The 24,309-nt window shown below is 55.5% G+C and carries 21 protein-coding genes and 1 tRNA gene; 13 read left to right on the top strand and 9 right to left on the bottom strand.

The genetic code is table 11. The features are described 5' to 3' along the window. The first annotated feature begins 28 nt into the window (after positions 1-28). The 6 genes from glxR to glxK all read left to right on the top strand — a co-directional run bounded on the left by glxR (position 29) and on the right by glxK (position 7,900). Positions 29-907 (top strand): 2-hydroxy-3-oxopropionate reductase, encoded by an 879-nt coding sequence (glxR, locus tag CWM57_RS10450; protein WP_100676184.1) that lies wholly within the window; start codon positions 29-31, stop codon positions 905-907. Between the two features lie 54 nt (positions 908-961). Continuing rightward, a complete protein-coding gene (locus CWM57_RS10445; RefSeq protein WP_100676183.1) occupies positions 962-2,218 on the top strand; it encodes an MFS transporter in 1,257 nt (418 codons plus the stop codon). A 77-nt stretch (positions 2,219-2,295) separates the two neighbouring features. Further along, positions 2,296-3,750 (top strand): allantoin transporter, encoded by a 1,455-nt coding sequence (locus CWM57_RS10440; RefSeq protein ID WP_100676182.1) that lies wholly within the window; start codon positions 2,296-2,298, stop codon positions 3,748-3,750. Positions 3,751-3,879: 129 nt separating this feature from the next. Beyond that, a complete protein-coding gene (gene allB, locus CWM57_RS10435) occupies positions 3,880-5,241 on the top strand; it encodes an allantoinase AllB (RefSeq protein ID WP_100676181.1) in 1,362 nt (453 codons plus the stop codon). Between the two features lie 185 nt (positions 5,242-5,426). Further along, complete coding sequence (locus tag CWM57_RS10430; RefSeq protein ID WP_100676180.1) at positions 5,427-6,737, top strand: uracil/xanthine transporter; 1,311 nt, start codon at positions 5,427-5,429, stop codon at positions 6,735-6,737. A 17-nt stretch (positions 6,738-6,754) separates the two neighbouring features. Next, positions 6,755-7,900, top strand: a complete 1,146-nt coding sequence (gene glxK / locus CWM57_RS10425) for a glycerate 3-kinase (protein WP_100676179.1) — start codon at positions 6,755-6,757, stop codon at positions 7,898-7,900. Positions 7,901-8,119: 219 nt separating this feature from the next. On the opposite strand, the gene allE is transcribed toward glxK, so the two are convergent. From allE to allD, 3 genes are read right to left on the bottom strand one after another with little or no spacing between them, the layout of a single operon-like run. Then, on the bottom strand, positions 8,120-8,902 hold the full coding sequence (gene allE / locus CWM57_RS10420) for a (S)-ureidoglycine aminohydrolase (protein WP_100676178.1): 783 nt from the start codon (positions 8,900-8,902) through the stop codon (positions 8,120-8,122). Positions 8,903-8,912: 10 nt separating this feature from the next. Continuing rightward, positions 8,913-10,148, bottom strand: coding sequence for an allantoate deiminase (allC, locus tag CWM57_RS10415; RefSeq protein WP_100676177.1), 1,236 nt, complete (start codon positions 10,146-10,148; stop codon positions 8,913-8,915). A 21-nt stretch (positions 10,149-10,169) separates the two neighbouring features. Next, complete coding sequence (allD, locus tag CWM57_RS10410) at positions 10,170-11,219, bottom strand: ureidoglycolate dehydrogenase (protein WP_100676176.1); 1,050 nt, start codon at positions 11,217-11,219, stop codon at positions 10,170-10,172. Positions 11,220-11,533: 314 nt separating this feature from the next. Here allD and CWM57_RS10405 point away from each other — a divergent pair, with 314 nt between their 5' ends. Genes CWM57_RS10405 through CWM57_RS10390 form a run of 4 tightly spaced genes read left to right on the top strand, consistent with a single transcriptional unit; the run spans position 11,534 to position 16,184 of the window. Beyond that, a complete protein-coding gene (locus CWM57_RS10405; RefSeq protein ID WP_100676175.1) occupies positions 11,534-13,201 on the top strand; it encodes an acyl-CoA synthetase FdrA in 1,668 nt (555 codons plus the stop codon). Between the two features lie 9 nt (positions 13,202-13,210). Further along, positions 13,211-14,470, top strand: a complete 1,260-nt coding sequence (locus CWM57_RS10400; protein WP_061155488.1) for a DUF1116 domain-containing protein — start codon at positions 13,211-13,213, stop codon at positions 14,468-14,470. Positions 14,471-14,478: 8 nt separating this feature from the next. Beyond that, positions 14,479-15,282: a DUF2877 domain-containing protein gene (locus CWM57_RS10395; RefSeq protein WP_061155487.1), complete on the top strand. Its 804-nt coding sequence runs from the start codon at positions 14,479-14,481 to the stop codon at positions 15,280-15,282. An 8-nt stretch (positions 15,283-15,290) separates the two neighbouring features. Continuing rightward, a complete protein-coding gene (locus CWM57_RS10390; RefSeq protein WP_100676174.1) occupies positions 15,291-16,184 on the top strand; it encodes a carbamate kinase in 894 nt (297 codons plus the stop codon). 154 nt (positions 16,185-16,338) lie between these two features. Here the strand turns inward: CWM57_RS10390 and purK are convergent, their stop codons facing one another. From purK to ppiB, 4 genes are all read right to left on the bottom strand, one after another. Beyond that, positions 16,339-17,406: a 5-(carboxyamino)imidazole ribonucleotide synthase gene (gene purK / locus CWM57_RS10385; RefSeq protein WP_100676173.1), complete on the bottom strand. Its 1,068-nt coding sequence runs from the start codon at positions 17,404-17,406 to the stop codon at positions 16,339-16,341. Next, positions 17,403-17,912 carry a 5-(carboxyamino)imidazole ribonucleotide mutase gene (gene purE / locus CWM57_RS10380; protein WP_004204711.1) on the bottom strand — a complete coding sequence of 170 codons (510 nt, stop codon included), beginning with the start codon at positions 17,910-17,912 and terminating at the stop codon, positions 17,403-17,405. The genes purK and purE overlap by 4 nt, the downstream gene beginning before the upstream one ends. A 119-nt stretch (positions 17,913-18,031) precedes the next feature. Beyond that, a complete protein-coding gene (lpxH, locus tag CWM57_RS10370; RefSeq protein ID WP_074386697.1) occupies positions 18,032-18,754 on the bottom strand; it encodes a UDP-2,3-diacylglucosamine diphosphatase in 723 nt (240 codons plus the stop codon). Positions 18,755-18,757: 3 nt separating this feature from the next. After that, a complete protein-coding gene (ppiB, locus tag CWM57_RS10365) occupies positions 18,758-19,252 on the bottom strand; it encodes a peptidylprolyl isomerase B (protein ID WP_008805471.1) in 495 nt (164 codons plus the stop codon). 175 nt (positions 19,253-19,427) lie between these two features. Between ppiB and cysS the strand changes: the two genes are divergently transcribed. Then, a complete protein-coding gene (cysS, locus tag CWM57_RS10360) occupies positions 19,428-20,813 on the top strand; it encodes a cysteine--tRNA ligase (protein ID WP_100676171.1) in 1,386 nt (461 codons plus the stop codon). Between the two features lie 45 nt (positions 20,814-20,858). Here cysS and ybcJ read toward each other — a convergent pair whose 3' ends face one another. Then, entirely contained in the window at positions 20,859-21,071 is a 213-nt protein-coding gene (gene ybcJ, locus CWM57_RS10355; RefSeq protein ID WP_100676170.1) for a ribosome-associated protein YbcJ, read from the bottom strand. 1 nt (position 21,072) lies between these two features. Then, complete coding sequence (gene folD / locus CWM57_RS10350; RefSeq protein ID WP_004143017.1) at positions 21,073-21,939, bottom strand: bifunctional methylenetetrahydrofolate dehydrogenase/methenyltetrahydrofolate cyclohydrolase FolD; 867 nt, start codon at positions 21,937-21,939, stop codon at positions 21,073-21,075. A 339-nt stretch (positions 21,940-22,278) separates the two neighbouring features. Between folD and CWM57_RS10340 the strand changes: the two genes are divergently transcribed. Beyond that, a tRNA-Arg gene (locus CWM57_RS10340) sits at positions 22,279-22,355 on the top strand. Positions 22,356-22,641: 286 nt separating this feature from the next. Beyond that, a complete protein-coding gene (locus tag CWM57_RS10335; protein ID WP_074386694.1) occupies positions 22,642-24,303 on the top strand; it encodes a ShlB/FhaC/HecB family hemolysin secretion/activation protein in 1,662 nt (553 codons plus the stop codon). Positions 24,304-24,309 lie beyond the last annotated feature (6 nt).

Below are 24,309 nucleotides of genomic sequence, written 5' to 3'. Positions count from 1 at the left end.
TCGAAATACACATTGTGAGAGGACACTTATGAAGCTGGGATTTATTGGTTTGGGGATTATGGGTACCCCGATGGCGCTCCGTCTAGCCAAAGCAGGCCATGCGCTGCACGTGACCACCATTGGACCCATTGCTGACGAATTGCTCAAGCAAGGGGCACAACATCTGGCCACCGCAGAGCAGGTGGCGGGACAGTCAGACATTATTTTTATTATGGTACCGGATACTCCGCAGGTTGCTGAGGTGCTGTTTGGCGAACACGGTTGTGCCAAAGCGGCATTGAAGGGAAAAATCATCGTGGATATGAGCTCGATCTCGCCGATAGAAACGAAACGTTTCGCACAGCAGGTGCGGGAGCTGGGCGCAGATTATCTGGACGCACCAGTATCTGGTGGGGAAATTGGCGCGCGTGAAGGCACGCTCTCCATTATGGTCGGTGGTGACGAAAACGTGTTTGCTCGTGTGAAGCCGCTGTTTGATATTTTGGGGAAAAATATCACCCTTGTCGGCGGGAACGGCGACGGGCAGACCTGTAAAGTCGCCAACCAGATTATCGTCGCGCTGAATATTGAAGCGGTGTCCGAAGCGTTGGTTTTTGCCTCTAAAGCCGGGGCGGACCCCGCTCGCGTTCGTCAGGCTTTGATGGGCGGTTTCGCTTCCTCACGTATTCTGGAAGTGCACGGTGAAAGAATGCTTAACCGCACCTTTAATCCAGGCTTTAAAATTTCTCTGCACCAGAAGGATCTCAATCTGGCTCTGCAGAGCGCTAAAGCCCTGGCGCTTAATCTGCCGAATACTGCTACCTGTCAGGAACTTTTTAATACCTGTGCCGCCAATGGAGGGAGCGAATTAGATCACTCGTCTCTGATTCAGGCTCTGGAATTAATGGCAAATCATCAAATAGCGTAATAAGCGTAAAGCTGCCGAAACCGGCAGCTTTATTTGAACCTCACAGGTGACTTTATGGATACGATCAATAACAAAGGTGTCGACTATTGGAAGAAAATAGTCGTGGTAATGAGTCTGGGCTGGGTGGCAATTTGGATCTATCGTACCGTGTTAACGCCGATTTATCCGGAGATTCAGGCGTCATTAGGTAACGTCAGTAATGCTGAAATTGGCGCGATTGCCAGCTTCTATTTTCTGGCCTACTGCGGCATGCAGATCCCCTGCGGCATTCTGGTGGATAAACTGGGCCAGAAAATTATGCTGATGTGCGGTTTTTCGCTATTTATTATCGGTACTCTGAGTATCGCTAATGCCGGAAATCTGACGCTGATTTATATCGGCTCGCTACTGGCCGGCGCCGGTTGCGCCTCCTTCTTTAGTTCCGCCTATTCGCTCTCCTCGGCCAACGTGCCGCAGGAACGCCGGGCGCTGGCGAACGCCATCATCAACAGCGGCTCTGCCATTGGCATGGGGATTGGCCTGATTGGTTCAAGTATTCTGGTCAAAAGCATGCACATGGCCTGGCAAAACGTGTTGTTTATCGTCGCTGCGATTCTGCTGGTGATGCTCTGCGTGTTTACCCTGGTCATTCGCCGCAAACTGAAAGAACCCGCCGCAGCGGAAAATAAAACGAGCGCAGCGGCGTCAGCGCCGGTTGCGGAAGAGAAATCGGCGCCGCTGTTCTCGCCATTACTGTGCAGCGTGTACTTCCTCTATTTCTGTACCTGCTACGGCTACTATCTGATTGTGACCTGGCTGCCCTCTTATCTTCAGACCGAACGCGGGTTTGACGGTGGGGCGATTGGTTTTGCTTCCGCGCTGGTGGCGGTGGTCGGGGTGCCGGGCGCGCTGTTCTTTAGCCATCTCTCGGATAAATTCCGCGACAGTAAAGTCAAAGTTATTCTCGGGCTGGAGATAGTCGCAGCGGCCATGTTGATGTTTACCGTTCTGTCGCCGAATACCACCATGCTGATGATTAGCCTGGTACTGTACGGGTTGCTGGGCAAAATGGCCGTTGATCCGATTCTTATCTCGTTCGTCTCCGAGCAGGCGTCAGCGAAAACGTTAGGCCGCGCCTTCAGCTTATTTAATTTCTTTGGTATGAGTTCTGCGGTAGTTGCACCGACGCTCACCGGCTTTATTTCCGACCTGACCGGATCGAAAGAAATTAGTTTTGTGATGTCTGCTGGACTGGTTGTTACCGGGACGATACTTTTTGCCCTGATCACCTTGCGCAAGAATAAAATACCGTCAAAGACCATTACCGTATAATAAAAATAAATAATAAAAATTGTTGTTCCACATAGCTAAACCTACAAACGTAAACCGATGCGTATTAAGAGGGAATTATGGAACAAACTCAAGACCTATACAAAACCAGGGGCTATAGTGATGATCTATTGCCGAAATCAGACACTCAGCGTAACTGGAAAACATTCAATTATTTCACGTTGTGGATGGGTTCTGTACACAACGTACCAAATTATGTGATGGTGGGTGGTTTTTTTATCCTTGGACTTTCCACTTTTAGCATAATGATGGCGATAGTATTAAGTGCCTTTATTATTGCCTTGGTCATGGTGTTTAACGGTGCTGCCGGAAGTAAATATGGTGTACCCTTCGCGATGATATTAAGAGCCTCATATGGAGTACGCGGTGCATTATTACCCGGACTGCTCAGAGGCGGTATCGCGGCGATTATGTGGTTTGGCTTGCAATGCTACGCCGGATCGCTGGCATTTCTGATCTTATTAGGCAAATTATGGCCTGCGTTTCTGACGCTTGGCGGTGATTTTAAGCTGCTGGGGCTGTCGTTGCCGGGGTTGATCGCCTTTCTGGTGTTCTGGTTGATTAACGTCGGGATTGGCTTTGGTGGCGGAAAAGTGCTGAATAAATTTACCGCAATCCTCAACCCCTGCATCTATATCGTCTTCGGCGGCATGGCTATCTGGGCCATTTCGCTGGTAGGATTCGGCCCGATCCTCGACTACCTGCCGACCGGGGTGGCAAAAGCGGAACATACCGGTTTCTTGTTCCTGGTGGTGATCAATGCGGTGGTGGCCGTCTGGGCTGCTCCGGCAGTCAGCGCCTCGGATTTCACCCAGAACGCGCGCTCGTTTCGCGAGCAGGCTATTGGTCAGACGCTTGGACTCGTGGTGGCCTATATTCTTTTTGCGGTCGCCGGCGTTTGTATTATCGCTGGGGCCAGTATCCACTATGGTATGGATACCTGGAACGTGCTGGATATTGTGCAGAAATGGGACAGCCTGTTTGCCTCGTTCTTTGCGGTGTTGGTGATATTGATGACCACGATCTCCACCAACGCTACAGGTAATATTATACCGGCAGGTTATCAGATCGCGGCGATTGCCCCAGCCAAACTGACCTATAAAAATGGCGTGCTCATCGCCAGTATTATTAGCTTGCTTATTTGCCCATGGAAATTAATGGAGAATCAAGACAGTATTTATCTCTTTCTCGATATTATTGGCGGGATGTTAGGGCCGGTTATTGGTGTGATGATGGCTCACTATTTCATCGTTATGCGTGGGCAAATAAATCTTGATGAACTTTATACCGCGCCAGGAGATTATAAATATTTTGATAATGGTTTTAATGTTACCGCATTCCTGGTAACCATTGTGGCAGTCATTTTATCGCTCGGTGGGAAGTTTATTCCTTTGCTGGAACCCTTATCCCGTGTGTCATGGTTTGTCGGTGTTATTGTCGCTTTTGTTGCGTACGCTTTGCTGAAGAAACGGGCGCAACCCAATAATCTGACACGGCCAAATACTGTTAGTTAATTTCATTTTAACCAGGAAAGTTTATTTCATGGATGAAGCATTACCAGCCAAAGCCATTGTTATTGCGGCACGCAATGTCGCAGCAGAAGTATGGCGGCTGACCCATCTGTACACATACAAGGAGTTATTATGTCTTTTGATTTAATCATTAAAAACGGTACTGTTATTCTGGAAAACGAATCCCGGGTAGTCGATATCGCGGTGAACGACGGCAAAATCGCCGCTATCGGTGAACACCTGGGCGAGGCGAAGCAGGTCATGGATGCTACGGGCCTGATCGTTTCGCCGGGCATGGTCGATGCGCATACGCATATCTCTGAACCTGGCCGTACCCACTGGGAAGGTTACGAAACCGGGACCCGCGCGGCGGCAAAAGGCGGCATCACCACGATGATCGAAATGCCGCTGAATCAGCTACCGGCAACCGTTGACCGGCAGACCATTGAGCTGAAATTCGATGCGGCGAAAGGAAAACTGACCATCGATGCCGCGCAGCTTGGCGGCCTGGTCTCTTATAACCTCGACCGACTGCATGAGCTGGATGAAGTGGGGGTGGTGGGATTCAAGTGCTTCGTCGCCACCTGCGGAGACCGCGGGATCGACAACGACTTCCGCGACGTCAATGATTGGCAGTTCTTTAAAGGCATACAAAAGCTGGCCGAAATGAAGCAGACCGTGCTGGTGCACTGCGAAAACGCGCTGATCTGCGACGAGCTGGGCGAAGAGGCGAAAAGGGAAGGCCGCGTGACGGCGTATGATTACGTAGCCTCTCGGCCGGTCTTCACCGAAGTGGAAGCCATTCGTCGCGTTCTGTATCTGGCGAAAGTCGCCGGTTGCCGCTTGCACGTGTGTCATGTCAGCAGCCCGGAAGGGGTAGCCGAAGTGACCCGCGCCCGTCAGGAAGGGCAAGATGTGACTTGTGAATCTTGCCCGCACTACTTTGTACTGGATACCGATCAGTTTGCAGAGATCGGTACCCTGGCGAAGTGCTCTCCGCCGATCCGCGATGCGGAAAACCAGAAAGGCATGTGGGAAAAGCTGTTCAACGGAGAAATCGACTGCCTGGTCTCCGACCATTCGCCGTGCCCACCGGAAATGAAGGCTGGCAATATCATGCAGGCCTGGGGCGGGATTGCCGGTCTGCAAAACTGTATGGACGTGATGTTCGATGAAGCGGTGCAGAAACGCGGTATGTCTCTGCCGCAGTTTGCCCGTCTGATGGCGACCAACGCCGCCGATATTTTCGGCCTGAAGCATAAGGGCCGCATTGCTCCGGGTAAAGACGCCGACCTGGTGTTTATTCAGCCGAACAGCAGCTACGTCTTACGGGCAGAAGACCTCGAATATCGCCACAAAGTCAGCCCTTACGTTGGTCGCAAGATTGGCGCTCGGATTGCTAAAACCATCCTGCGCGGCGAGGTGATCTATGACATCGAACAGGGCTTCCCGCGCGCACCGAAGGGGAAATTTATCCTTAAGCATCAGCAGTAACGGGCGAATAAAAAATTGGGGATGATTTTCTCCCTCTCCCTTTGGGTGAGGGCCGGGGTGAGGGCATTGGTGGGTACATTTCCCCTTACCCTAACCCTCTTCCCAAAAAGGGAGAAGGGACCGTTCCTCGCCCCATTCCATATTTAGCGCCTGTTTAACGGCAGGCGCTTTTTCAGGATTTCATCATGGTGGTATTGCCGCTAAATAAACGTAACACCCTGGCGGGGTTTCAATGGTTCTTCTTTATTTTCTGCAACACCGTTGTGGTACCGCCAACATTACAGTCTGCTTTTCAGCTCCCTGCCAGCGCGTTAATTACGCTTACCCAGTACGGGTTTATCACCACCGGGTTGGCCTGTCTGGCACAGGCGTTACTGGGACATCGTCGGGCGATTATGGAAGGACCGACGGGCCTGTGGTGGAGCACCATTCTGACGGTCACCGTGGGCGAAGCCGCACGGGGGACGCCGTTCGACAGCATCGCCTCCAGCCTGGCTGTCGGCATATTTTTCTCGGCAGTGCTCACCATCATCATTGGCGTAAGCGGCATAGGCCATCGCCTGGCGAAGCTCTTCAGCCCAACGGTAATGGTCTTTTTCATGCTGCTGCTGGGCGCGCAGCTGACTACCATCTTTTTTAAAGGCATGCTTGGGCTGCCCTTTAGTTCGACGCAGGTTAATCCGGGTATTCAGCTGGCGCCATTTTGCCTGGCGCTGTCGGTGATGATTCTGGTGCTGGGAATGATCATTTTTCTCCCGGATGGTATCGCTCGCTACGCCTTACTGATCGGCACTCTGGCGGGCTGGGCAGGCTGGTATCTGCTGTTTCGCATGCCTCCCGCTACGGTAGCCTCAGGCCCCATTCACTGGCAGTGGTTCCCGCTGGGTTACGGTGGCCAGCTACGACCCGGCATCATTTTAACCGCCATGCTGGCGGGACTGGTTAATATTACCAATACCTATGGCGCCATTCGCAGCACCGATGTTTTTTACCCCCAACAGGGAGCCAGTAATACCCGCTATCGACGCAGCTTTATGATCTCCGGTTTGATGACATTAATAACGGTTCCGCTCAACGTGGTGCCATTTTCCCCCTTTGTTTCGTCGGCAGCTTTATTAACTCAAACTGGCGACACCTCGCGCCGGCCATTTATTATCGGCTGCTTGTGCTGTCTGCTGGTTGGATTATTTACGCCGTTGACCCACTTTTTTACCACCCTGCCTTTACCGATCAGCAGTGCGGTCATGCTGGTCTCTTATCTGCCGTTGTTATATTCCAGTTTATCTTTCAGTAAGCAAATTACCTTTACCGCGCGAAATATCTATCGGCTGGCTCTGCCGTTATTTGTCGGGATTTTTTTGATGGGACTGCCGCCGGTTTATCTCCAGACGTTGCCTCTGACAATCAGACCCCTTGTAGGTAACGGCTTACTAATCGGGGTGCTGCTGGCGGTAGCCATGGAGAATCTCATTCCCTGGGATCGTATTAAGTCATGACATTAAAAGGATGAACAATGAAAATTATTATTGCACCAGACTCGTTCAAAGAAAGCGTCAGCGCCAGTCGCTGCGCTCAGGCGATTAAGGCGGGCTTCATTTCCATTTTCCCACAGGCGGAGTGTATCTGCCTGCCGATCGCCGACGGCGGCGAGGGGACGGTTGAGGCAATGGTTGAGGCGACCGACGGCAAAATGGTGATGCTGCCGGCCATGGGGCCGTTGGGGGAGGTGGTAGGCGCCTTCTATGGACTGAGCGGCGACGGGCAAACCGCGTTTATTGAAATGGCGGCAGCCAGCGGGCTGATGCTGGTTCCCGCCGGGAGCCGTAACCCTCTGCGAGCCACCAGCTTTGGGACCGGAGAGTTGATTCGCCACGCGCTGGACGCCGGCGTTCGGCATATTATCCTCGGTATTGGCGGCAGCGCCACGGTAGATGGTGGAATGGGCATGGCCCAGGCCCTGGGGGCACGTTTTCTTGACGAGCGCGGCGAGAGCGTAGGATTCGGTGGCGGCGCGCTGGCGCGGCTGGCGAGCATTGACTTACGTGACCTCGACCCGCGCCTGCGCAAATGCCGGATTGATGTGGCCTGCGATGTTGATAATCCACTGCTCGGCGAACGCGGCGCGGCGGCGGTCTTTGGACCGCAAAAAGGAGCCAGCGCTGAGATGGTCGCTGCCCTCGAGCGCGGTTTGCAAAATTACGCACAGGTGCTGCTCACGGCAACGGGTGAGGAGGTGACGAAGATTGTCGGCGGCGGCGCGGCGGGCGGTATGGGCGTGGCAGCTTGCGTATTCCTTAACGCGGCGTTGAAGCCGGGCATCGATATCGTGATTGAGGCGATGCAACTGGAGGAGGCGCTGCGCGACGCGGATCTGGTGATTACCGGTGAAGGGCGAATGGATTCGCAAACCGTCGGCGGCAAAGCGCCGATTGGCGTGGCGCGGCTCGCGAAAAAGCATAGCATCCCGGTGATCGGTATCGCTGGCGTTCTGGGGGACGGCGTGGAAGCGGTGCATCAACATGGCATTGATGCGGTATTTAGCATTCTGCCCGCGCTGGCACCGCTTGCCGAAGTGCTGGAACGCGGTGAGCAAAATCTGTATGCCTGCGCGCGCAATATCGCCTGTGCTATCAAGCTCGGTCAGAACATTCCCGCCTGAATAAAAAATGCCACGGTTCTCACCGTGGCAAAATCCAACATAGCTAAACAAAAAAGAATTTTATGCGATGGGTAACAAATTCGCCTTTGCTATTGTGCCCGCATTTCGCCGGGTGGCGGCTGACGCCTTACCCGGCCGATGAAAGCGGCGAGATTTCCCCGTAGGCCCACGCAAGCGAAGCGCCGCCGGGCAATACCAACGTGCGCAGATTGTTAGCAATCAGATCTCAACATCGCGGTTGCAATCTTTCGAGTAGATATAGCTGAACGCCTCGCGCCCGACACCGTATCCCGCCTGTAGGGAATAAGCGCCCATAAAGATATAGTCGCCTTTCTTCACCGGAACCCAATTGTTGTCGAGGTTATACACGCCCTGGCCGGAAAGAATATAGGCGCCGTGCTCCTGCACATGGGTTTCGATATAGCCGTGGCTGGCGCCAGGCTCGAAAGAGAGGATATGCATATTCATATCGAAGCCCAGCTCTTTTGGCAGGAAGTCGATCAGAATAACGTCTTCCATTCCTTCATAATGAATACGCTCCAGCTGACTGACGTTGCCGGTGACCAGATAAGGCGCATGGTCCGCTGTCGGAATATAGCGGCGCTTATAGAGAAATAGCTGGCTGTCGGCTGAATGGTTATTACTGAAAGTCATCCGTTCACCCGGTGGGCAGTAAAGATAGCCGCCTTCGGTCAGCGCAAAGGTTTTACCCTGCGCCCCGGCGGTGATTTTCCCCTTAATGACATACAGGAAGGTCTCAATGCCATCGCCGCCAAACCCGCTTTGATTGCCGCCGTTTTCATGCAGCGTCACCAGATAATCAACGAAGGATGCGCCTAATTTCGGCGTCGACAGAATAGTCACATCACAGTTAGCAAAACCCGGAATAATATTTTTGACCAGACCGTCCGGCGTCAGCAGGGCATAATTACCGTGGCGTACGATGGAACGGCTGGCCAGTAAATCATTGCGATAGCCAACCACATTATTTAAATAACCCATATTGTATTCCTTATTCAGTCCAGGCCAGTTGATGCAACATTAAGGCGAGCGTTTTTACCCCTTCCGCTAAATCCTCGATATGCGTACTTTCCGCCGGGTTATGGCTGATGCCTTTGATGCTTGGCATAAAGATCATGCAGGTCGGGAAGCAGGGGGCGAAAATTTGCGCGTCGTGTCCCGCGCCGCTGTGCATCACGCGGAAATTCACCTTCTCCTTTTCGCACAGGGCAGTGAGTTGGGCGACCAGTCTTTTGTCCATGGGAACCGGGGCTTCATCCATCCACAGGTCGATTTCAATGCCAATATCCATTTCCTCGCAGATCCGCCGCATATCGCCTTCGATCACTTCAGTAAATGCCGTTAATGCAAGGGCATCGGTGTGGCGGCAGTCCATGGTAAAGACCGTTTTACCCGGCACCACGTTGACCGTATTCGGCTGCGGGTCGACTTTACCGAAAGTAAGCACCAGCGGGTCGCCGTGGGCTTTCGCTTTGGCGATGGATTCGCAGCAGATGCGGCTGAAAGCATGGACGGTGTCGCGGCGGTAGCCCATTGGGGTGGTGCCGGCATGGTTAGACTCGCCGTTGAGGGTAATGGTGTAGCGGCGCTGACCGACGATGGCGTTGACCACGCCGATGGACTGCTTGTTGGTTTCCAGCACGCGGCCCTGTTCGATATGCAGTTCAACGAAGGCTTTAATATCCCGGCGCGGCGCCAGCGGGGCGGCGGGCAGGCTAAAGCCGCACTGCTTCATAGCATCGACAAACGCCACGCCTTTGGCGTCTTTAATCCCACGCACGTCCGCCGGGTTAGCGATGCCGACGATATTTTTGCTGCCCCAGAAGACGTAAGGGAAGCGGCTGCCTTCTTCTTCCGCTAACGCCAGCACCTCCACGGTACGCAGCGGTGCCCCGTAGGTCTCTTTTAGCCAGCGGACCGCCAGCCAGGCCGCCAGCGCGCCAAACTGACCGTCAAGATTGCCGCCGTTGACGACGCTATCAATATGCGAACCGCTGAGGATAACGTCGTCGGGAAAACGGCTACCGGGCAGGCGACCATAAAGGTTACCGACTTCATCGAAGCGTGTTTCCAGCCCGCTGTCGCTCATCTTTTGTTTAAACGCCTGCTGCGCCTGCAGCCACTCCGGCGAATAAAGCAAGCGGGTGAGTCCGCCGGTAGGGGCGGCGCCGAAAGAGGAAAGCCAGGGCAATGTCTCTTCAATTGCCTGTCGAAAAGAATGAGTCATACATAACTCCTGTTACTTATTTTATTGAGCAAAAGGGGAATTGGTTTCATAAGAGCGGTTATATAAAGCGTCTGAAACCAGATAGTCATAAATCTCATCAACGATTTCGATCCCGTTGACAGCGCTGTTTTTCTCATTGATATCCAGATTCTGCCCCGGGTAATAAACCTGACTAAATCCAGGCGCTGGCGTAATGGCGCTTAATTCGCGCATGGTGTCGCTAATGTGCTGGCGAAATAAGGTGCTGGAGGAGAAAAAGTCAGGATTAATCACGATATGCAATTGTCCTAACTCACGCCCCTGGCTCAGGTTGTCGTACATCGAGCTGACCTGGCGACCAAAAGGAAGGTTGAGCAAAATGCCGGATAGGACGTCAATCATCATCATCAGCCCGTAACCTTTCGGACCGGCGGCAGGAAGCAGAGCATGGACGGCAAAGGGATCCACGGTTGGGGCGCCGTTTTTATCCACCGCCCAGCTATCGGGAATGCTTTCATGGCGAGAACGAGCATCAAGGATCTTTCCCCACGCTTGCACGGTGGTGGCCATATCGAAGGTGATGATATCGTCGCCCTCGCCGGGTGCGGCGAAGGCCAGCGGGTTGGTGCCGTAGTAGATCTCCGCCCCGCCAAAAGGGACGACCATCGGGTCTGACTGACACAGCGAGAGCCCAATCAGCCCGGCGCGAGCCGCCTGCTGCGTGAAGTACGAGATGGCCCCGCTGTGTCCCATGCGCCGGATACCCACTACGGCTACGCCACTTTGCCGGGCGATCTCAATGGCATGTTCCATGCCCATTTTGGCGGCGACCTGGCCGGCGGCGTTATCGGCATGCAAAATGCCGCTGCAGGGACCGGTTTTTTCAAAGCTAAAGGTGGGATGACGATTGGTGCCGCCTTTTGAAATTCGTTCAGCATAATATTCAACACGAACCGCGCCGTGCGAATGAATGCCTCTGGCATCGGCATAAACCAACACATCGGCAATAATATCCGCGTGATTATGAGTGAGTCCTGCTGCGTTCAGCTTATTAGCAATAAGCTGATGAAGTGTTTCCCGACTGACTTTCATCTGTCTTCCTTTTAACGACGGTGTAGAGCCTGACTGCTGACTAAAATACGGGGAAAAGAAACTGAAATTGTGATCTGTATAGTTAAATGACCAGTGTTAGATTTTATTTGATAATCGTAATGGATTTGTCATAAATGACCATGTAATCGATTTATTAAAAAATAACTGCTAATGTCAGGCGGTTTGTTTGAAAGCCTGTGGTAATAATCCTCATGTGATTTTGGTCACGCCATTGATAATTCCATCCCGTTAGCCTGATGGCAGATTAACCATGCTCATTCAATTGCAATGGGTGCAATTATTGGGGAGTTATTATGATTCATGCCTTTATTAAAAAGGGCTGTTTTCAGGATTCAGTCAGTTTAATGATTATTTCACGCAAGCTGAGTGAGTCAGAAAATGTCGACGATGTTTCGGTCATGATGGGCACGCCGGCAAATAAAGCGCTGCTGGAAACTACCGGTTTTTGGCATGACGATTTTGCCACGGCGACGCCGAATGATATTTGCGTGGCGATCCGTACCGATTGCGCAGATGCGTCGGTGACGGAAATGATTATCGCCCGTCTGGATGACGCCTTGTCCGCCCTGGCGCAGGGAAGCGGACAAAGTCAGAGTCTGAACGTGGTTCGCCGCTGGCAAAGTGCGATGCAAAAACTGCCGCAGGCTAATATGACCTTAATTTCCGTTGCTGGAGAATATGCCGCGGAGCTGGCCCATCAGGCGCTCAGTAGCGAGAAAAGCGTGATGATTTTCTCCGACAACGTCACCCTGGAAGATGAAATTGCCCTCAAAACCCGCGCCCGTGACAAAGGATTGTTGGTGATGGGGCCTGACTGCGGCACCGCCATGATTGCCGGCACCCCGCTGGCCTTCGCCAACGTCACACCGGAGGGCAATATCGGGGTGATTGGCGCCTCCGGTACCGGCATCCAGGAACTGGTCTCGCAAATTGTCCTTGGTGGCGAAGGGATCAGCCATGCGATGGGTCTCGGCGGCCGTGACCTGAGCGCGGAAGTGGGGGGGCTGAGTGCGCAAACGGCGCTGGAAATGCTAACCCAGGATGCGCAGAGCCAGGTACTGGCCTTTGTTTCCAAGCCACCTGCGGAGGCAGTGCGCCTGAAGATGATTAGCGCAATGAAACGCAGTGCTAAACCCGTGGTGGCGCTATTTCTTGGCTATGTCTCGCCAGTCAACCGTGATGAAAACGTCTGGTTTGCCCGCACGCTGGACGAGGCCGGTCGGCTGGCGTGTCTGTTGGCGCGAGTGGTTCGCCATCAGGAAAATCTAACCGCAGTCGCGAGTAAGCATATCCGCGGTTTATACACCGGCGGCACGCTGGCGGCGGAATCCGCCGGGCTGCTGGCTGAGCGCCTGAACATCACTCTCGATGAGCATCACCCGCAGGGCATGATGCTCAACGCTCTGGGCCACCAGGTCGTCGACCTCGGCGATGATTTCTACACCGTCGGTCGTCCACACCCGATGATTGATCCCTCCCTGCGTAACCAACTGATTGCTGACCTCGGTGAGCAAACGCAGGTGGGCGTATTGCTGCTGGATGTGGTGATTGGGTATGGCGCCACCGCCGACCCGGCGGGATCGCTGGTGGAAGCATGCCGGCGGGCCTGGGCATTGAGGAGTGAAGGCCATCCGCTGCACGTTATCGCGACCGTTACCGGTACCGAAAATGACCCGCAGTGCCGTTCCCGTCAGATTGCCGAGCTGGAAGATGCCGGTGTGGTGGTGGTCGATAGCCTCCCGGAGGCCGCGCTGCTTGCTGTTGCGCTGATTAGCCATCAGCGGATGGCGGAGCCCGCACCGCGTTCCAGTCTGCTGGACGGAGTGGCGGTAATTAATGCCGGTCTGCGCAGTTTTGCGATCGATTTACAGTCCGCCGGAACGCCGGTTGTTCACTATCAGTGGGCGCCGATTGCCGGAGGAAATAAAAAACTGGCTCGTTTATTAGAGCGTTTGCAATAAGAGGTCCCTATGTTTACATCAGTGGCGCAGGCCAATGAGGCAGTAATTGAACGAATTCGGAATGCACGTCCGCACTGGCTGGATGTGAAGCCGGCAGGTGCGCTAATCGGGGCGCTGAATCAGAACAAAACGTTGCTCCACGCCGGGCCGCCGATGCGCTGGCAGGCGATGACCGGTCCGATGAAAGGGGCCTGCATTGGCGCATGCCTGTTCGAAGGCTGGGCGCAGGATGAAAAAAACGCCCATGCGATGCTGGAAAGCGGCGAAATTACCTTTATCCCCTGCCATCACGTTAACGCCGTGGGGCCGATGGGCGGCATTACTTCGCCGAACATGCCGATGCTGGTGGTGGAAAACATCGCTGAAGGCAACCGCGCCTATTGCAACCTGAACGAAGGGATTGGCAAGGTGATGCGTTTCGGCGCTTACGGCGAAGATGTGCAGCAGCGCTTGCGCTGGATGCGCGATGTGCTGATGCCGGTCCTTAGCGCGGCGCTGAAACAGATGGAGCACGGCATCGATTTGACGGCGATGATGGCGCAGGGTATCACCATGGGCGATGAGTTCCACCAGCGTAATATCGCCACCTCCGCGCTGCTAATGCGCACGCTGGCGCCGCATCTGGCGCGCCTCAATCACGACAAACAGCAGATTGCTGAGGTGATGGATTTCCTCGCCATTACCGATCAGTTCTTCCTCAACCTGGCGATGGCCTACTGTAAATCGGCAATGGATGCCGGAGCTCAGATCCGCGCGGGCAGTATTGTCACCGCGATGACCCGCAACGGCGATATGTTCGGTATTCGCGTCAGCGGGCTGGGCGACCGTTGGTTTACCGCGCCGGTTAATACGCCACAGGGGCTGTTTTTCACAGGTTTCTCGCAGGAGCAGGCCAACCCGGATATGGGCGATAGCGCCATCACTGAAACCTTCGGCATCGGCGGGGCGGCGATGATCGCGGCCCCGGGCGTCACTCGCTTTGTCGGCGCGGGTGGGATGGAGGCGGCAAAATCGGTCTCCGAGGAGATGGCGGAAATCTTCCTTGAACGCAATATGCAACTGCAAATTCCGGGCTGGGATTTCCAGGGGGCCTGTCTGGGGTTGGATATTCGCCGGGTGGTTGAAACGGGCATTACACCGCTTATCAACACCGGTATTGCGCATAAAGAGGCGGGGATCGGCCAGATTGGTGCCGGAACCGTCAGAGCCCCGCTGGCCTGCTTTGAACTGGCGCTGGAAGCGCTGGCGGACGAGCTGGGCGTGAGCTGAGGCACGCAATGGATAAGATCCGTCCGCTGACAGGCAGCATTGACGCGCCGGACCATCGCCAGCCGTGGCGAACCGGCGGCCTCTGGCAGCGCACCATCAATCTCTATGTTGCAGGCGGCGCGCTGCTGACGCTGCATCATCGTGGACAAGGCGTGAGCCCCGGCGGATGGGTATTACGTCGCCGTGATTTTATCCGTTTACACGCGGCGCTGAAGGCGGGGTGGTTGCCGATAGCGCGTGATGACGGCATTCAGGTCGATAACCTTTTGCTGTTACCACCGCGCAGGCGCTGCTCCCTGCGGCCTCGATCTCAGCCTGATGGCCCTTATCTGCCGACAGCGCTCATGAAGCGCCCGGAAGAGACGGGCCTGTTTGGGCCGCTGTCACAGGCTATCCATCTGCCGCATCATCCTGAGTTGCGGCAATTACGCCACTGTTTTGCCTCTGCGTTGACCGGGAACGCCGTTGACTGGCGGCTGTGGCTGGGGAAGGGGCCAGGCCTGACGCCGAGCATGGACGATATGCTGATCGGCATGATGCTGTCCGCGTGGTGTTCTGGACAGATGTCGCGCAACAGCGGACACCATTTCTTTCGTGCCTCCGGCGATCTGCATGCTGCCACAACGCAGGTCAGCGTCAACTATTTACGCTACGCCAGTAAGGGGTGCTTCGCTTCACCGCTACTGCATGTTGTTAACGCGCTTCAGTGCGGACGACGAATTGAACCTGCCGTCGAAGCCCTGCTGGCGATGGGGCACACCTCTGGTGCCGACACGCTTCTGGGGTTCTGGCTGGCGCAACAAATAATGTAAGGACTTTTATGAAAACGCTGGTTGTTGCCCTCGGGGGTAACGCTTTATTACAGCGCGGGGAAGCGCTGACGGTAGAAAATCAGTATCGCAATATTCACAGTGCCGTTCCCGCGCTGGCGCGTCTGGCGCAGCATTACCGTTTGGCCATTGTGCACGGCAACGGGCCGCAGGTAGGCCTGTTGGCGCTGCAAAATCTGGCCTATAGCGACGTCGAACCTTACCCGCTGGACGTGCTGGTGGCGGAGAGCCAGGGCATGATTGGCTATATGCTGGCCCAATGCCTGGCACAGGAATCGTCGGTACCGCCGGTATCGACAGTGATGACGCGTATTACTGTGGCATCGAACGATCCAGCCTTTTCGGCGCCGGAGAAATTTATCGGTCCGGTCTATGACCCTGAGTTACAGCAGCAACTGGAAGAGGAGTATGGCTGGACGATGAAATGCGACGGCAAATACTTGCGTCGGGTTGTCGCCTCGCCAAGGCCGGTGAGAATTGAGGAGAGCGACTCGATCGAGCGTCTGCTGAATGAGGGACATGTCGTGATCTGCTGTGGCGGCGGAGGCATTCCGGTGTTGGAGAGCGGGCAGGGCGCAGAGGCGGTTATCGATAAAGATTTGGCCGCAGCGCTACTGGCGGAACAGATTGATGCCGATGGTCTGGTGATCCTCACCGATGCGGATGCGGTATATGAACACTGGGGCACCCCAATGCAGCGACCGATCCGTGAAGCGACCCCGGAAGCGCTGGCGCCTTTTGCTCGCGACGATGGCGCGATGGGGCCGAAAATTTTGGCAGTCAGCAGCTATGTTCGCCGCAGGGGCAAGCGGGCGTGGATTGGCGCGCTATCACGCATTGAGGAGACGCTCGCCGGGCGGGCGGGAACCTGTATCAAGCCCTGACGGGGGACTACCGGCGGTGAGGATGCCTGAATATCGTGCATTCTGCCCCGGGGCGGCGACGGAGGCGCGTTGCCAGGGCGACGACTTCTGAATAGCTGGGCTTTTATCGGCCGGGCAAGCGTCAGTCGCCGCCCGGCAAGACAAAGGTGAGGCGTTACGCCAGCTGCGATTGCGCCCAGAACAGGCCGCTGGTGTACTCCGGCGGCAGCAGTGGCTTGATCGCTTCCAGCGTCGCGCTCAGGCGATCGGTATCGCTGTCGGTGAGGTTCAGGTGGCCGACTTTACGACCCGGACGCACCTCTTTATCGTACCAGTGCAGGTGCACCAGCGGCAGCTTCAGCCAGTCGTAGTTGAGATCGGTACCGATCAGGTTGATCATCACCGACGGGCTGTTGACCACCGGCGGCGGCAGCGGCAGGTCGGTAATCGCTCGCAGATGCAGTTCAAACTGGCTGATGGAGGCGCCATTTTGCGTCCAGTGGCCGCTGTTGTGCACGCGCGGTGCCAGCTCGTTGATCAGCAGCCCCTCGGCGGTGACGAAGCACTCCATCGCCATCACGCCGACGTAGTTCAGCTCGTTCATGATCGCCGTCAGCATGCTTTCCGCTTGTTCCTGCTGGCGGGCATTGGCCTGCGGGAAGGCCACGCTGGCGCGCAGAATACCGTCCTGATGCAGGTTGCGGGTCAGCGGGTAGAAGACGGTGCTACCGTCATGGGCGCGGGCGCCCACCAGCGACACTTCGCCGGAGAAATTAATCCCCTGCTCGACGATGCACTCGCCGTAGTTATCTTCCGGGAGTTGCGCGGTTTCGTCAGCGCGCAGACGCCACTGGCCGCGGCCATCGTAGCCGCCGACGCGACGCTTAACGATCGCCAGCTCGCCGAGACGGGCAAACACCGCCGGCCATTCGCTTTTATCCGCCAGCAGCTGCCACGGGGCAGTGGCCAGGCCAAGCTTGTCGAACAGCTGCTTTTGCGTCAGGCGGTCGGCGATAATCGGGAAAACATCGCGGTTGACGAACGCCGGGTGGCGGGCCAGCTCACGGGTGAGGGCGGTTTCCGGCCAGCGTTCAATTTCGGCCGTGATGACGCTCTGCTGGAACGGCACCGCTTCCGGCTCGGCTTCCAGCCCCACCGGCCAGACGGCGATGCCCAGCGGCTCACCGGCCTGGCGCAGCATGCGACCTAACTGACCGTTACCGAGCACGCATACCTGTTTCATGCCGCACCCCGCGGATCCGGGTTATCCAGCACTTCATCGGTTTGCGCCTGACGCCAGGCGCTCAGGCGCTGGTGAAGTTCGGCATCATGCTGAGCGAGGATCTGCGCGGCGAGCAGGCCGGCGTTAGCGGCCCCGGCTTTGCCGATGGCCAGCGTACCGACCGGAATGCCGCGCGGCATTTGCACAATGGAGTAGAGGCTGTCGACACCGCTTAAGGCCGCGCTCTGAACCGGTACGCCGAGCACCGGCACCAGGGTTTTCGCCGCAATCATGCCCGGCAGATGCGCCGCGCCGCCTGCCCCTGCAATAATCACCTGATAGCCATTGCTTTCGGCGCTTTCAGCGAAGCTGAACAGCTTATCGGGCGTGCGGTGGGCGGAGACCACCTCGACATGGTACGGAACGTTCAGGGCATCAAGGATTTCTGCGGTAAATTGCATGGTAGCCCAGTCGCTTTTGGACCCCATCACGATGGCGATACGCGCCGAATTATTGCGGGAAGACATGCGTCTTAAAACTCCTGTGGGTGTGTTTCACACTGCTTTAGAGGCCACAGAGAATAGCATGAACTGCCAGCAAGGAAAACGGTTGCGTCGGCGGAAATACAGGGAAATCGTTGGCGAAATTAAAACGGGAAGTGGATCAGTTTGACGTCGTCCGGCGTCACCTTGACCATCGAACCTTCGCTGTGCCAGGCGCCGAGTACCACGCGCCATGCGGGTTGGCCGTTGGCCTGCAGTTCATGGACCGCCGGGCGATGGGTATGGCCATGAATCAGCCACTGCACGTGATGCCGCTCCATAGCGTCAACCACCGCCTGTGGATTCACATCCATAATGTCCATTGATTTGCTGCTGTTGGCGGCTTTGCTGTCGGCGCGCATGCGGGCGGCGATGCGGCGGCGGATAAACAGCGGCAGGGCCAGGAACAGACGCTGGATCCACGGGGTGTGGACTTTGGCGCGAAACGCCAGATAGCCTGGGTCATCGGTGCACAATGTGTCGCCATGCATAATCAACACTTCACGGCCATAGAGGTCCAGTTGCTCTTCTTCGGCGAGCAGGAGCATCCCGCTCTGGCGGGCAAAGCGCTGGCCAACGAGAAAATCGCGGTTGCCGTGGATGAAATAGCAGGGCACGCCGGCGTCGACGACGGCTTTGATTGCCGCGGCAATCTGCTGGTGCAACGGGTTGGGATCGTCATCGCCGATCCACGCCTCAAATAGATCGCCAAGGATATACAGGGCGTCCGCCTGGCGGGCTTCACCCTGTAAAAAACGCAGAAAACCGGCGGTGATCGCCGGTTCTTCTGTTTGCAGGTGCAAATCTGCAATAAAAAGTGTCGCCACGAATTACTCGCTGACGGTGACGCTTTTGATGATCACATCATCTTTCGGCACATCCTGGTGCATGCCGCTGCGGCCGGTGGCAACCGCTTTGATTTTGTCTACTACGTCCATGCCTTCAACCACTTCGGCGAAAACGCAGTAGCCCCAACCCTGCAGGCTTTCGCCAGAGAAGTTCAGGAAGTCGTTGTCGGCCACGTTGATGAAGAACTGGGCAGTGGCGGAGTGCGGCGCCTGAGTACGGGCCATTGCCAGCGTACCACGGGTGTTTTTCAGGCCGTTGTTCGCTTCGTTCTGAATCGGAGATTTGGTTTCTTTTTGTTTCATGCCCGGTTCGAAACCGCCGCCCTGAATCATAAAGCCGTTGATAACACGGTGGAAAATGGTGTTGTCGTAGAAACCTTCGCGGCAGTAGTCCAGGAAGTTTTTAACTGTTTCCGGCGCTTTGTCGTCAAACGTTTTGATTACGATATCGCCATGATTGGTGTGGAAAGTAACCATTTTTGCATCCTGTTCCGATGAGTGTGGTGCCAGCACCCGATGTCGGGTGAGATATAGGGGGGTGTTATAGCATAACCGCGGGGGTCGATGCACCTTGCAATGTGTGCTGCGTCCGGTCTGAATTATGGGTATTATAGAGACTTCATTACCCACACACGTCTACACGGAATCTTCGATGTTAAAAATTTTTAATACACTGACGCGCCAGAAAGAGGAATTTAAACCTATCCATGCCGGGGAAGTCGGCATGTACGTGTGTGGTATTACCGTTTACGATCTCTGTCATATCGGTCATGGCCGTACCTTTGTCTCCTTTGACGTCGTGGCGCGTTATCTGCGTTTTCTCGGCTATAAGCTGAAGTACGTGCGCAATATCACCGATATTGACGACAAAATCATTAAGCGCGCTAATGAAAACGGCGAAAGCTTTGTCGCGCTGGTCGATCGCATGATCGCCGAAATGCATAAAGATTTTGACGCGCTGAATATTCTGCGTCCCGACAGCGAGCCGCGCGCGACGCACCATATTGCGGAGATCATTGAGATCACCGAGCAGCTGATCGCTAAAGGCCATGCTTACGTGGCAGATAACGGCGACGTGATGTTCGACGTGCCGACGGACCCGAACTACGGTTTGCTGTCACGCCAGGATCTCGATCAGCTGCAGGCGGGGGCGCGCGTCGACGTGGTTGACGTCAAGCGGAATCCGATGGACTTCGTCTTGTGGAAGATGTCGAAAGAGGGCGAGCCAAGCTGGCCGTCGCCGTGGGGCGCGGGCCGTCCGGGCTGGCATATCGAGTGCTCGGCGATGAACTGCAAGCAGCTTGGCAACCACTTCGATATTCACGGCGGCGGTTCGGATCTGATGTTCCCGCATCATGAAAACGAAATCGCCCAGTCCACCTGCGCCCATGACGGCGAGTACGTTAACTACTGGATGCACTCCGGCATGGTGATGGTTGACCGCGAGAAGATGTCGAAATCGCTGGGTAACTTCTTTACCGTCCGCGACGTGCTGAAGTATTACGATGCGGAGACGATTCGCTACTTTCTGATGTCCGGCCACTATCGCAGCCAGTTGAACTACAGCGAAGAGAACCTCAAGCAGGCGCGTTCGGCGCTGGAGCGTCTGTACACCGCGCTGCGCGGAACGGACAAATCCGTCGACGCGGTGGGTGGCGAAGCCTTCGAAGCACGCTTTATCGAGGCGATGGACGACGACTTCAACACCCCGGAAGCCTACTCGGTGCTGTTCGATATGGCGCGTGAAGTGAACCGCCTGAAAACCGAGGACGCCGCAGCGGCAAATGGCATGGCGGCCCACCTGCGTAAGCTGGGTTCTGTGCTGGGTCTGCTGGAGCAGGAGTCGGACGCGTTCCTGCAGAGCGGCGCGCAGGCCGACGACGCGGAAGTGGCGGAGATCGAATCGCTCATCCAGCAGCGTCTGGACGCGCGTAAAGCGAAAGACTGGGCGGCGGCGGATGCGGCGCGCGACCGTCTCAACGAGATGGGTATTGTGCTGGAAGATGGCCCGCAGGGCACCACCTGGCGCCGGAAGTAAGCCATAAAAAAACGCCCGCTAAAGCGGGCGTTTTTCTTTTCGCTGTCAGGCCGTGACGGTGACGCTCTGGCCTTCAAAGCTCACCGTCTGACCGGCGACGATTTTGCAGCGTTTGCGGGTTTCCGCCGCGCCGTCAACTTTCACCAGCCCGTCAGCGATAGCGATTTTCGCCTGGGCGCCGCTTTCGCTCCAGCCTTCCAGCTTCAGCAGATCGCACAGCTCAACGTGCGGGTGTTTACCTAAGGAAAATGTCGCCATCTCAGGCCTCCTCAACGTCGTGATACTCTTCGCACGCCTGCAGCGTGTTCTGAATCAGGGTGGCGACGGTCATCGGGCCAACGCCGCCGGGAACCGGGGTGATGTAGGATGCGCGTTCGGCGGCGTCTTCATACACCACGTCGCCGACCACTTTGCCGCTTTCCAGACGGTTAATGCCGACATCGACCACAATCGCCCCTTCTTTAATCCACTCGCCAGGAATAAAGCCCGGTTTACCTACCGCGACGATCAGCAGGTCGGCGTTTTCGACGTGATGGCGCAGGTTTTTGGTAAAGCGGTGGGTCACGGTGGTGGTGCAGCCGGCCAGCAGCAGCTCCATGCTCATCGGGCGACCGACGATATTGGACGCGCCAATGACCACCGCATTGAGGCCGTAGGTGTCGATATTGTAGCGTTCCAGCAAGGTCACGATACCGCGCGGAGTGCACGGACGCAGGCGCGGCGCCCGCTGGCACAGGCGGCCAACGTTGTAGGGATGGAAGCCGTCGACGTCTTTATCCGGCGCGATGCGCTCGAGCACTTTGACGTTGTCGATCCCTGCGGGGAGGGGCAGCTGAACCAGAATACCGTCGATGGTCTTATCGGCATTCAGGGTGTCGATAAGCTCCAGCAGCTCGGCTTCGCTGGTGGTTTCCGGGAGATCGTAAGAGCGGGAGACGAAGCCCACTTCTTCACATGCTTTGCGCTTGCTGCCGACATAAATCTGCGAGGCCGGGTTGCTGCCGACCAGCACGACGGCCAGCCCAGGGGCGCGTTTTCCGGCCGCAACGCGAGCCTTCACTTTTTCCGCAACCTCAGAGCGTACCTGCTGCGCAATCGTTTTACCGTCAATAATTTTTGCTGCCATCAGAGAGAGGATTCCATCTGTATCTTTACGAAAGGGGGATGAGGATATTTTGTCAGAAGCGGGCCTCGCTGTCAGTCCTCGTTTGCGGTTTTATCCTGTCTGGGGTGAATTTAGCCTGTTTTGACCCTGTTCAGCTCAGGGATATTGGTGTGTTGCGCCTGGTCACTAAGTCGATTTACGCGCGTAAGCGCCCCGGTGGTATGCTTCTTGTACAGTTGCTGAGGGATATTTCGCCAGCATCGTATAAGCCCCGCAGTTTCCTGGCAAAATGGATTGACTCAACGGACGTGGACCGTATAATTCCAGGCGTTTCACTCCGCGAAGCACTCGCTTCTCAGGGCGCCCTTAGCTCAGCTGGATAGAGCAACGGCCTTCTAAGCCGTAGGTCACAGGTTCGAATCCTGTAGGGCGTACCATTCAATATCAGCTTCTTATCCTCTTGCAGCTTTTTCGTACCGGACACCATTTTCCCTATCCTGTAACCTGGCTGTGCTATTGCGGTTGAAAAACATATTTCAACTACGTGTTAATACATTCGTTATTTTCCCCTGCCGTCTATTTTGCTGCGCAAAAGTCATTATCCTAAAAACGATCCTCATTCATTATTTCATGTTCACATACCGTAAGTTTCATGCTTAAATCCGCGCAACATATAATGGAATATGTTTTTGCATTGAACGTTAAGTAATAACGAGAACACGGATGAAATCTCTGTATTTGGCTCTGGGACTAATGACGCTGAGTCTGACCACCCACGCCGCTTTTTTATCGCCAGCCGATCGCGACAGCGTTGAGCAACAGCAGCAACAATTACTGCGTCAGAACCAGCAGCAACGTGAATCGCTGGAGCGCGCCACGCCGAGCCCTCACGCGGCGATGCCTGCGCAGCCTGAAGCCTCTGATGGCCCCTGTTTTTCTATCCATCGCATCGCGTTAGATGGCGCGACGCTTATTGATCCGCGTCAGCAGCAAAAAATAGTCCGGCCCTGGCTTGGGCAGTGCATGGATATTGCGCGTATTACTAAACTCGTAAATATTATTTCCGACTGGTATATCAGTCGGGGATATATTACCAGCCGCGCTTTTCTGACCGAGCAGGATTTACGTTCCGGGGTATTACATCTGGCTATTCTTGAAGGAAAGCTCGAAAAAATCACCATGGAAGGCGCGACTAAACGTGAGTTAAAAATGGCGTTTCCAGGGCTGGAAGGCCATATTCTTAACCTGCGTGATATCGAACAGGGGATGGAGCAGATTAACCGCGCGCGCGCGACGCCTGTGCAAATTGAAATCCAGCCGGGCGAAAAACCTGGCGGTTCAATCGTTAACCTGACGGCGACAGCGGAGCGCCCACTTTTGTTGTCGATGAGCGTCGACAACAGCGGCCAGAAGAGTACAGGTAGCGGACAAATCAACGCGGGTTTAACAGGCAACAATCTTTTAGGGCTGGCCGATCGCTGGTTTGTCAGCGGCGGGCGCAGCAGCGCGTTTTCGAATGCCAAAGATGCGCAGAATGTTGCCGCAGGGGTCAGCATTCCTTACGGTTATACGCTGTTTGACTACAGCTACAGCTGGAATAACTACCTGAGTACACTCGATAACCACGGCTGGCTCTGGCGTACCAGCGGTGACACCGAAACCCACCGGCTAAACTTCTCACAGGTTCTCTTTCGCAACGGCGACCTGAAAACGGGCCTCTCCGCCGGACTGAGTTATCGGACCAACCACAATTATCTCGACGATGTTTTGCTGCAGAGCAGTAGCCGTAAGTTGACGACACTGCTGTTTGGCCTCAGCCACACGCAAAAAGTGTTTGCCGGGATTGCCACCTTCAACCCCACGTTTTCCCGCGGAATGCCGTGGTTTGGTGCCGAAAGTGACGGTAATAAACCGGGCGATTTGCCAAAAGCGGAATTCAGAAAATGGAGTCTGAGCGCCAGCTTTCAGCGCCCGTTGCTCAACGATCTCTGGTGGCTTAGCAGCCTTTACGGCCAGTGGTCTCCGGACCGCTTATATGGCAGCGAGCGCCTGACCTTAGGCGGGGAAAGCTCAGTACGTGGTTTTAAAGAACAGTACATTTCAGGGGACAACGGCGGCTACTGGCGTAATGAACTGAACTACGCGCTTTTTACGCTCCCCGCCATTGGACAGGTCGGCGCTCTGGCCGCACTGGATGGCGGCTGGTTGCATGCTGACCGACTCGATCCCCGGGCCGCCGGAACCTTGTGGGGCGCAGCGGTAGGGTTCACCACGACGAATCGCTGGTTATCCACCTCTTTTACCGTGGCCGGTCCGCTGGCGTATCCGGACTGGCTTGGTCCCGATCGCCTCAATATCTACTACCGCGTTGCCGTGGCATTTTAAAGGATT

This window comes from Klebsiella sp. G-Nf4 (assembly GCF_002810615.1).
GTDB lineage: Bacteria > Pseudomonadota > Gammaproteobacteria > Enterobacterales > Enterobacteriaceae > Klebsiella > Klebsiella variicola.
This window is presented reverse-complemented; position numbering and strand designations above follow the sequence as displayed.